Raw genomic sequence first — 10102 nt, 5'->3', positions numbered from 1 at the left:
CTTGTCGAAGCACTCCCAGGCGCTGCATACAGCCCAGACGTCTCGCTCGACCCCTGCCAGGACTGACAACTGCCAATCCACAGTGCCTATTAGGCTTACTCCTCCCGCGCCAACCGTGCCCACCTGCGCAGACGCAACATCAAGGCGGTGATCCCGGAGAAGGCCGACCAGGCCGCCAACCGCAAGAAGAAGGGACACTCCGGCGGCCGCCCGGTCAGCCACGACGCCACGCTCTACAAAGATCGCAACACCGTCGAGCGAGCCATCAACAAGTTCAAGGAGTGGCGGGGGCTGGCCACCCGCTACGACAAGACACCCGAGAGCTACGCCGCCGGGCTCCACCTGCGCGGATCCATCCTCTGGTTACGCAGCCTGCCAGCCCTCCCGTGATCCCAACTCAGAACAGGCCCTAGCTGACCCGGCCCGGATCGTCCACCGTGGCGGCGGGGAGGGCAGCTGCCGGGCGTTGCCAGCCGCGGGAGCCGCGGGCGCGCAGCCATGCCGTGGTCTCCTCGGCGGGCATCGCCGCGGCGACGAGCCATCCCTGTACGGCGTCGCAGCGCAGGTCGCGCAGCCGCTCCCAGGTCTCGTCGTCCTCGACCCCCTCGGCGACCACGAGCAGCCCCAGGGAATGCGCGAGATCGACGGTGCACCGCACGATCTCCGCGTCCTCCGCGTCGACCGCCAGCCGGGCCACGAACGAGCGGTCGATCTTCAGCTCGCTCACCGGCAGCCGTTTGAGGTGGACGAGGGAGGAGTAGCCCGTGCCGAAGTCGTCCAGGGACATCTTCACGCCGTGTCCGGTGAGCCCGGCGAGGGTGTCGGCGGCGCGCTGCGGGTCCTCCAGCAGGACGTGCTCGGTTATCTCCAGTTGGAGCGCTCCCGCCGGTACGCCGTGCCGGGCGAGGCGGGCGGCGACCGAGCCCGCGAAGCCGGGGGTGTGGACGTCGCGTGGGGAGACGTTCACCGCGACCGGCACGAACAGCCCCTGCGCCCGCCACTTGGCCACCTGTCCGAGCGCCGTCTCCAGCACGTACTCCGTCAGATGCGGCATCAGCCCCGACGACTCGGCGATCGCGATGAACTCGTCCGGCGGCACCTTCCCGCGCTCCGGATGCACCCACCGGACCAGGGCCTCGAGCCCGGCCACCTGTCCGTCGAAGCGGACCTTGGGCTGGTAGTGCAGCTCGACCTCGTGCGCGTCCAGCGCGCGGCGCAGGTCGGCGAGGAGGCCGAGGCGGTCCGGGGTGTTCGAGTCCCGCTTGGACTCGTAGACCTCGACACCCGTACGGTCCCGTTTCGCCTGGTACATCGCCACGTCCGCGCGGCGCAGCAGGCCTTCGGCGTCGAGTGCGTGGTCGGGGAAGACGGCGACCCCGGCGCTGGCCTCCAGCACGAGGGTGAGGCCGTCGAGGTCGAGCGGGGAGCTGAGCGCGGCGACGAGGCCGCGGGCGATGCGGGTGGCGGACGTCGTGGAGTCGGCGACCGGTAGTAAGACGGCGAACTCGTCACCGCCGAGCCGCGCGGCCTCCGCCCCGCGTGGCAGGGCCAGTCGCAGCCGGTCGGCGGTCTGCAGCAGCAGCCGGTCCCCGGCCAGATGCCCGAGGGTGTCATTGACCGATCGGAAGCGGTCAAGGTCGATCAGCATCAGGGCGGCGCGGGCGTCGATGCGCTCGGCGTCGTCCAGTGCGGTCCAGATGCGCTCCAGGAGCCACTGCCGGTTGGGCAACCCGGTGAGCGGATCGCGCAGTTGCTCCTCCGCCCGGGCGCGGGCCATCCACAGCGTGGAGTCGAGCGCGATGAGCGGAATGGCGAACAGCGGCAGCAGGATCGGCTTGGCGACGGCGACCACACAGACCAGCGGTGCGATGCCGAGCAGGGCGACCGCGACCAGGCCCTGTCTGACCAGGGCGGTGCGGGCGATGGTGGGCAGTCCGCCGGTGCGGGGCGCGTGCAGGTACCACAGCAGCGTGCGGGAGACCGCGAGGTAGGCGGTCGCGACCAGGACCACCTCGGGGGCGGTGTAGAGGGTCCAGGTGTCGGGGTTCCACGGGTTCTCGACGGACGGTACGCGTCCGAAGGCGGCCAGCACGACGGCGCCGGCACTGATGCCGAGGATGTCCACCGCGCCGTGCAGGACGCCCTGCCGCCAGCGGTGGCGCCGGGCTATGCCGACCAGCACGACGACGGTCAGACTGACCATCCCCGCCGGCACCCAGCCGTACAGCAGCAGCACGGCCAGGGTGAGGGCGGCGCCGGAGCCGGTGCCGCCCCACCAGCGGGCGCGGCCGAGCGCGACCAGGTGGCCGACGATGACGCCGGTCAGCACGGCCAGCGACCAGCCGGCCGTGCCGGACGGGAAGAGCGCGTGATGGCCGGTGAACGCCCGCAGGAATCCGGCGCCGAGCGCGAAACCGGCCGCCGCGACGACGGCCGCGGGCAGCGCCGGCCAGGACAGGTGGGGGTGCCGCTCGGCGTCGGCGCCGGGCAGTCCGGCGGTGCGGGCGGCGGCGTACCCATCCGCCGCGGTGGGCCGGTCGGCGACGCGGTCCGACGCCTGCGCGTCCGCACGCAAAGCCGTCCGGAATCCCTCTCGCCAGACGCCGGCCACCCGGCGCAGCCGTGAGTATGGGGCGGCGCTCTCGGTCGGTTCCATTCCCGTCCCTCTCACAGCCGGCGGTGCCCACGCCCCGCGGCCCGATGCCCGACATCCCTCAACGGCACCGCGGGCACGGCAGGTGCACACCTCAACAGTAGGCCGCAGAAGGCTTCCACGGGCAGCGGTCGTCGACGGTTGCCCGAATGCGCCCTGCCCGCCCGTATGCATCTGGTATGCGCCGATCGGGTGTTCTTCAACCGCTACTCGGTGGCGGGGAGCGCGACCTCCGACGCCGCCTCAGGCCCTTGTTCCAGCAGGACGTTGAAGCCGTCCTCGTTCAGAACCGGCACCTTGAGCTGCATCGCCTTGTCGTATTTCGATCCGGGGTTGTCACCCACAACGACGAACGAGGTCTTCTTCGAAACCGAACCGGTCACCTTGGCTCCCCGGCTCTGCAGCGCCTCCTTTGCGCCGTCCCGCGTGAAGTGCTCCAGCGTGCCGGTGACGACGACGGTGAGACCCTCGAGCGGACGGGGCCCCTCCTCCTCGCCGGTGCTCTCCTCCTCCATACGGACACCGGCGGCCCGCCACTTGCGGATGATCTCCTGGTGCCACTCCTCGGCGAACCACTCCTTCAGCGAGGCGGCGATGATCGGGCCGACCCCCTCGGTGTTCGCCAGCTCCTTCTCGCTCGCCTGCTCGATACGGTCGATCGACCGGAACCCGCGGGCCAGCGCCTCGGCGGCGACCGGACCGACATGACGGATCGACAGGCCGGTGATGATGCGGGCGAGCGGGCGCTGCTTGGCGGCGGCGATGTTCTCCAGCATGGCGAGGGCGTTCTTCTTGGGTTCGCCCTGCTGGTTGGCGAAAACGGTGGCGATCTTCTCCTCGCCGGTCTTCGGGTCGCGCTTGGGCAGGCCACTGTCCTGGTCGAGGACGTACGCCTTGATGGGCAGCAGTTCCTCGACGGTGAGGCCGAAAAGGTCGCCCTCGTCCTTCAGCGGCGGTTCCTCGGGCTCCAGCGGCTTGGTGAGGGCGGCCGCGGCGACATAGCCGAAGTGCTCGATGTCCAGCGCCTTGCGGCCCGCCAGATAGAACAGGCGCTCACGCAACTGTGCAGGGCACGTACGGGAGTTCGGGCAGCGCAGGTCGACGTCGCCCTCCTTCATCGGCCTGAGCGCCGTACCGCACTCGGGGCACTCGGACGGCATCACGAACTCGCGCTCGGTGCCGTCGCGCAGGTCGACGACCGGGCCGAGGATCTCCGGAATGACGTCACCGGCCTTGCGCAGCACCACCGTGTCGCCGATGAGGACGCCCTTGGCCTTGACCACGTCCTGGTTGTGCAGGGTGGCGAACTCGACCTCCGAGCCGGCCACCGTCACCGGCTCGACCTGGGCGTACGGCGTGACCCGGCCGGTGCGGCCCACGCCCACGCGGATGTTGACGAGCTTGGTGTTGACCTCCTCCGGCGCGTACTTGTACGCGATCGCCCAGCGCGGGGCGCGCGAGGTGGAGCCGAGGCGGCCCTGGAGGGAGATCTCGTCCAGCTTGACGACCACACCGTCGATCTCGTGCTCGACCGAGTGGCGGTTCTCGCCGTAGTACGCGATGAACTCCCGTACGCCGTCGAGGTCGTCGACCACCTTGTTGTGCCGCGAGGTGGGCAGGCCCCATTCCTTGAGCAGGTCGTAGGCCTGGGAGAGGCGGGTCATGCCGTCGAAGCCCTCCAGGGCGCCGATGCCGTGGACGACCATGTGCAGCGGGCGGGTGGCGGTGACGCGGGGGTCCTTCTGACGCAGGGAACCGGCCGCCGCGTTGCGCGGGTTGGCGAAGGGCTTGTCGCCGGCCGCCACCAGGCGGGCGTTGAGCTCCTCGAACTTCTCCATCGGGAAGTAGACCTCGCCGCGGATCTCCACGAGGTCCGGGACGCGCTCCCCCTTCAGCCGGTCCGGGATCTCCGCGATCGTCCGGACATTGGGCGTGATGTCCTCGCCGGTGCGACCGTCGCCACGGGTCGCCGCGCGGGTGAGGCGGCCGTGTTCGTAGGTGAGGTTGACGGCGAGGCCGTCGACCTTGAGCTCGCACAGGAAGTGGTACTCCTGGCTGCCGAGTTCTCTGGCGATGCGCTCGGCCCAGGCGGCGAGGTCCTCGTCGTTGAAGGTGTTGTCGAGGGAGAGCATGCGCTGGCGGTGCTGGACCGCCGTGAACTCCGTCTCGTACGACCCGGCGACCTTCTGGGTCGGCGAGTCCGGGGTGCGCAGCTCCGGATACTGCTCCTCCAGCTCCTCCAGGGTGCGCAGGAGCTGGTCGAACTCCGCGTCGCTGATGACGGGGGCGTCCTTCACGTAGTACCGGAAGCGGTGCTCCTCGACCTGCTCGGCGAGCTGCGCATGCCGCTCCCGTGCCTCGGCGGGTACCGCTGTGGACTCCGCTTGCTTGTCGCCGGCCACCGTGTTGTCCTCCCGTTACTCAGGGTTGTCCGCGAGGGATCTCGCCGCCCGGACGCAGTGCGCGAGGGCCTGGCGCGCGTACTCCGGGGAAGCGCCCGCGAGACCGCACGTCGGCGTGACCGTGACTGCCGTCGCCAGCAGACCCGGTTGCAGCCCCAGCCTGCGCCAGAGCGTCCGAACACCCATGACGCTACCGGCAGGGTCTGACAATCGGCTGTCCGTGCTGGGCACGACGCCTGCGAACAGCCGGGTACCCCCTTCCACGGCTTCGCCGATCGCCTCGTCGTCACGTTCGGTGAGGAGTGAGAGGTCGAAGGAGACGGCCTTCGCTCCGGCTCGGCGCAGCAGGGCGAACGGGACGTCCGGTGCGCAGGAGTGGATCAAGACCGGACCGCCGTCGTGTACGCCGATGACGTCCCGGAGCGTGGCCTCGACGATCTGCCGGTCGACGGCCCGGTGGGTGCGGTAGCCGCTGGCGGTCTTCACCCGGCCGCGCAGGACGGCGGTCAGGGACGGCTCGTCCAGCTGGAGGACGAGCCGGGCGCCGGGTACGCGCCGCTGTACCTCCGCGAGGTGGAGCCGGAGTCCCTCGGTGAGGGAGGCGGCGAGGTCGCGACAGGCGCCGAGGTCGGAGAGGGCGGCCTCGCCGTTCCTCAGCTCCAGTGCGGCCGCGAGGGTCCACGGGCCGACGGCCTGCACCTTCAACGGGCCCTCGTAGCCCTGCGTGAACTCCTCCAGCGCGTCCAGGTCCTCGCCGAGCCACGACCAGGCGCGCTTGGTGTCCCGCCCCGGCCGGTCCCCGATCCGCCAACCGCTGGGCTCCACGCGCGCGTACAGCTCGACGAGCATCCCGGCGGTCCGCCCGATCATGTCGGCGCCGGGCCCCCGGGCGGGCAGTTCGGGCAGGAACGGGAAGTCCTCGAAGGATCCGGTGACGGTCTTGGCGGCCTCGCGCGCGTCCCCGCCGGGCATGGAGCCGACGCCCGTGGCCGCGCCGAAGCTGAAGTTTTCGTTCACGGGGTGAAGCCTACGTATGGCGTTGGGGCCGGTGTGCGGCTGCGGGCCTCGGTTTCTCGCCCCGCCGCCCCTACCCGTCCCGTCCCTGGGGGCTGCACCCCCAGACTCCCCTTCGGCCTGAACGGCCTCGTCCTCAAGCGCCGGACGGGCTGACTTGTGTCCGCCGGCGCCTCACCATGCCGTTACCACCCCGGCCGCACCGTCAGATCATTGACCTCCGCATCCCTCGGCAGGTCCAGCGCCATCACGATCGTCGTCGCCACCGACTCGGGGTCGATCCACCTCGAGGGGTCGTAGTCCTTGCCCTCCTGCTGGTGGACCTTGGCCTGCATGGGGCTCGCCGTACGGCCCGGGTAGACGGAGGTGACCCGGACGCCGTTCGCGTGCTCCTCGTGACGCAGGGAGTCGGCCAGCGCCTTGAGGCCGTGCTTCGAGGCCGCGTACGCGGACCAGCCGGCGTGGGCGTTGAGGCCGGCGCCGGAGTTGACGAACAGCACATGGCCGCGGGCGGCGCGCAGTTGGGGCAGGAAGAGGCGGGTGAGTTCGGCGGGGGCGAGGAGGTTGACGTTGAGCTGGTGGCGCCAGGTCTTCGGGGTCAGGTCGCCGACCGGGCCCAGGTCGACCACACCGGCGATGTGGAGCAGGGAGTCCACCCGGTCGGGCAGCGTCTGGTGGGAGAGCGCCCAGCTCAGCCTGTCGGGCTCGGACAGGTCACCTACGAGGGTCCTCGCCCCCGGGAACTCGGCGGCCAGTTCCTTCGCACGGCCGGCGTCACGCGCGTGCAGCACGATCTCGTCCCCGCGCGCGTGCAGCCGGCGGGCCACGGCCGCTCCGATGCCGGAGCCCGCCCCGGTGATCACATGTGTAGCCATGCCGCCATGCTCGCATCACTCGCGCGTCGCTCCACGCCCCGGCCCGCCGCGAGGTACACCGGCGCGCCCGCACCTTGCCCGGGGCCACCGTACCCGGGAAGAACCGGGCGCCGGCGAACGCTTTCTCGGGTATGACCCAAGGACACACGATCACCATCGAGCAGGGCACGCAGCGGGTACGGGCCGTCCACGACGGGCAGGTACTGGCGGAGAGCGACCGGCCGCTGATCCTGCGGGAGACGGGCTCTCCCGTGCGGTACTACCTGCCGCCGGAGGACGTCCGGCTCGATCTGCTCACGCCCTCCGAGACCCACACCTACTGCCCGTTCAAGGGCACCGCTTCCTACTGGTCGCTGCCGGGGGCGGCCGACCTCGTCTGGGCCTACCCGGACCCGAAGCCGGGCGTGGCCGAGATCAAGGACCACCTCTGCTTCTACGACGTAGAAGAAGTGTCGTAACCGATGAGTTCCATGCCCCGTGGCAGTCTCCACAGGCATGGACAAGAACACCATCTCGCGCGACGGCACCCCCATCGTGTACCAGCGCATCGGACAGGGCCCGGTAGTCGTCCTGGTCAGCGGGGCGATGTCGGCGGGCGCCACGGTGGCACCGCTGGCCGGGCCCCTGTCGGACCGCTTCGGCGTCGTCGTGTACGACCGCCGGGGCCGCGGCGAGAGCGGCGACACGACGCCGTACACGGTGGAGCGTGAGATCGAGGACCTGGCGGCGCTGATCGAGGCCGAGGGCGGCGACGCGGCGCTGTACGGCATCTCGTCGGGCGGCGCGCTGGCGCTTCATGCGGCGGCGAGCGGGCTGCCGGTGCGTCAGGTGGCCGTGTACGAGGTGCCGTTCGCCATGGACGAGGTCGCGGCGAATGGGCGCGCCGAGTACAGCGAACGGCTCACCGAGGCGCTCGCGCAGGGGCGGCGCGGCGACGCCGTCGAACTGTTCCTGAGGCTGACCGGCCTGGCCGAGGAGATGATCCAGGGCGCGCGCCAGTCCCCCCTGTGGTCCGGCATGGAGACCATTGCGCCGAGCCTGGCGTACGACGACGCCGTCATGGGCGACGGCCGGGTCCCCCGGGACCGGCTGGCCGCCATTACCGCGCCCGTCCTGGCCCTCGCGGGCGGGGCGAGCCCCGGCTGGATGAGACAGGCGGCCCGAGCGGTCGCGGACGCCGCTCCCCAGGGCGCGTACCGCGTCCTCGAGGGCCAGACGCACATGGTGGATCCGCAGGTCCTGGCGCCGGTGCTGGCGGAGTTCTTCAGCGAGTGAGTGCGGCCCAGGCTGCGGCTCAGGCCACGCCCGCCGTCGCCCGCACCGTCGACGCGATCGTCGCCGACCCCACCACGCGCGTGCCGTCGTACAGCACGATCGCCTGGCCCGGGGCCACGCCCCGCACCGGCTCCGTGAAGTGCACCCGCAGCTCGCCGTCGACCGGTTCGGCGGTCACCTCGGTCTCGCCGCCGTGGGCGCGCAGCTGGGCGGTGTAGGTGCCGGGGCCGGTCGGGGCCACACCGCACCACCGGGGCTTGATGGCGGTGAGGGCGCTGACGTCCAGGGCGGACGCGGGGCCGACCGTCACCGTGTTGGTCACCGGGGAGATGTCGAGGACGTAGCGCGGCTTGCCGTCGGGGGCGGGGGTGCCGATGCGCAGGCCCTTGCGCTGGCCGATGGTGAAGCCGTACGCCCCCTCGTGGGTGCCCACGCGGGTGCCGGACTCGTCGACGATGTCGCCCTCGGCCTTGCCGAGGCGACGGGCGAGGAAGCCCTGGGTGTCGCCGTCGGCGATGAAGCAGATGTCGTGCGAGTCGGGCTTCCTGGCGACGGCGAGGCCGCGGCGCTCGGCCTCCGCGCGGATCTCGTCCTTGGTGGTGACCGTGTCGCCGAGCGGGAACATCGCGTGGGCGAGCTGCTGGTCGTCGAGCACACCGAGGACGTACGACTGGTCCTTCGCCATGTCGGAGGCGCGGTGCAGCTCGCGGGAGCCGTCCTCGCGGACGATCACCTTCGCGTAGTGACCGGTGCACACCGCGTCGAAGCCGAGGGCGAGCGCCTTGTCCAGCAGCGCGGCGAACTTGATCTTCTCGTTGCAGCGCAGGCAGGGGTTCGGCGTGCGGCCCGCCTCGTACTCGGCGACGAAGTCCTCGACGACGTCCTCGCGGAAGCGGTCGGCGAGGTCCCAGACGTAGAACGGGATGCCGATGACGTCCGCGGCGCGGCGGGCGTCGCGGGAGTCCTCGATCGTGCAACAGCCCCGCGCGCCGGTGCGGAAGGACTGCGGGTTCGCGGAGAGCGCGAGGTGGACGCCGGTCACGTCGTGGCCCGCCTCGGCCGCGCGGGCGGCGGCGACGGCGGAGTCGACGCCACCGGACATGGCGGCGAGGACGCGGAGGGGGCGGGGGCTCTGCGGGGTGTCAGTCATAACGCTTCCAGGGTACGGGGGCGCGGGAACCGGAGCCCGCGAGTATCCGTTCTCGCTCACATGGAAGAGAAGAAGGGCGGCTCCGGCCGGCGAATCGGGCGACGGTCACTGATCCTCGGTGGGGCCGCGGCCGCGGTCGGCACCGGAGCCGTACTGGCGCGCGACGAGCTGCCGCGGCTGTGGTGGCAGGTGCCCGGGGTGGAGAAGCCGCGGGTGGCGGGCGCCGTCGACTACCGGGGTGCGCGCTGGGTGGCGGCCTCGTCGGCCAACTGGCGGCGGGCGGACCGGCCGGACGACTACACGATCGACATGGTGATCATCCATGTCACCCAGGGCAGCTTCGACAGCGCGGTGAAGGTCTTCCAGGACCCGGGCCACGGCGCCGCGTCCCACTACATCGTCCGCAAGGACGGCCACGTCACGCAGATGATCCGCGAGCTGGACGTCGCCTACCACGCGGGCAACCGGGACTACAACGAACGCAGCGTCGGCATCGAGCACGAGGGCTTCGTCGACCGCCCTCAGGACCTCACGGACGCGATGTACGCCGCGTCCGCCCGTCTGACGGCGCAGATATGCCGGCGCTACGCCATACCCGTCGACCGCGAGCACATCATCGGCCACGTGGAGGTGCCGGGGACGGACCACACGGATCCCGGGGAGCACTGGGACTGGGACCGGTACATGAAGCTCGTACAGCAGGCGGGTACGACCGCGACACCCGCCTAGGCCG

General features: G+C 71.4%; 8 protein-coding genes and 1 pseudogene. 4 read left to right on the top strand and 5 right to left on the bottom strand.

The annotated features are described in order from the left end of the window. Nucleotides 1–93 precede the first annotated feature (93 nt). Nucleotides 94–390, top strand: a pseudogene (locus tag ACFVJQ_RS37635) (transposase); the annotation flags it as partial. A 19-nt stretch (nt 391–409) separates the two neighbouring features. Here the strand turns inward: ACFVJQ_RS37635 and ACFVJQ_RS37630 are convergent. From ACFVJQ_RS37630 to ACFVJQ_RS37615, 4 genes are all read right to left on the bottom strand, one after another. After that, entirely contained in the window at nt 410–2656 is a 2247-nt protein-coding gene (locus ACFVJQ_RS37630; RefSeq protein ID WP_385513667.1) for a putative bifunctional diguanylate cyclase/phosphodiesterase, read from the bottom strand. 203 nt (nt 2657–2859) lie between these two features. Next, the gene (ligA, locus tag ACFVJQ_RS37625; protein WP_385790186.1) at nt 2860–5055 is read right to left on the bottom strand and encodes an NAD-dependent DNA ligase LigA; all 2196 of its coding nucleotides are present in this window, start codon (nt 5053–5055) and stop codon (nt 2860–2862) included. A gap of 15 nt (nt 5056–5070) precedes the next feature. After that, entirely contained in the window at nt 5071–6027 is a 957-nt protein-coding gene (locus ACFVJQ_RS37620; protein ID WP_385513726.1) for a methionine synthase, read from the bottom strand. A 227-nt stretch (nt 6028–6254) separates the two neighbouring features. Continuing rightward, nucleotides 6255–6944, bottom strand: a complete 690-nt coding sequence (locus ACFVJQ_RS37615) for an SDR family oxidoreductase (RefSeq protein ID WP_385513665.1) — start codon at nt 6942–6944, stop codon at nt 6255–6257. A gap of 131 nt (nt 6945–7075) precedes the next feature. Here ACFVJQ_RS37615 and ACFVJQ_RS37610 point away from each other — a divergent pair, with 131 nt between their 5' ends. Continuing rightward, a complete protein-coding gene (locus tag ACFVJQ_RS37610; protein ID WP_385513664.1) occupies nt 7076–7402 on the top strand; it encodes a DUF427 domain-containing protein in 327 nt (108 codons plus the stop codon). 37 nt (nt 7403–7439) lie between these two features. Further along, nucleotides 7440–8219, top strand: coding sequence for an alpha/beta fold hydrolase (locus ACFVJQ_RS37605; protein WP_385790191.1), 780 nt, complete (start codon nt 7440–7442; stop codon nt 8217–8219). A gap of 19 nt (nt 8220–8238) precedes the next feature. On the opposite strand, the gene mnmA is transcribed toward ACFVJQ_RS37605, so the two are convergent. Beyond that, nucleotides 8239–9369: a tRNA 2-thiouridine(34) synthase MnmA gene (gene mnmA / locus ACFVJQ_RS37600; RefSeq protein WP_385513663.1), complete on the bottom strand. Its 1131-nt coding sequence runs from the start codon at nt 9367–9369 to the stop codon at nt 8239–8241. 60 nt (nt 9370–9429) lie between these two features. On the opposite strand from mnmA, the gene ACFVJQ_RS37595 reads away from it, so the two are divergent. After that, nucleotides 9430–10098 carry an N-acetylmuramoyl-L-alanine amidase gene (locus ACFVJQ_RS37595; RefSeq protein WP_385513662.1) on the top strand — a complete coding sequence of 223 codons (669 nt, stop codon included), beginning with the start codon at nt 9430–9432 and terminating at the stop codon, nt 10096–10098. The last annotated feature ends 4 nt before the right edge of the window (nt 10099–10102 follow it).

The organism is Streptomyces sp. NPDC127197, from assembly GCF_042672405.1.
Taxonomy (GTDB): domain Bacteria; phylum Actinomycetota; class Actinomycetes; order Streptomycetales; family Streptomycetaceae; genus Streptomyces; species Streptomyces flavusporus.
This window is presented reverse-complemented; position numbering and strand designations above follow the sequence as displayed.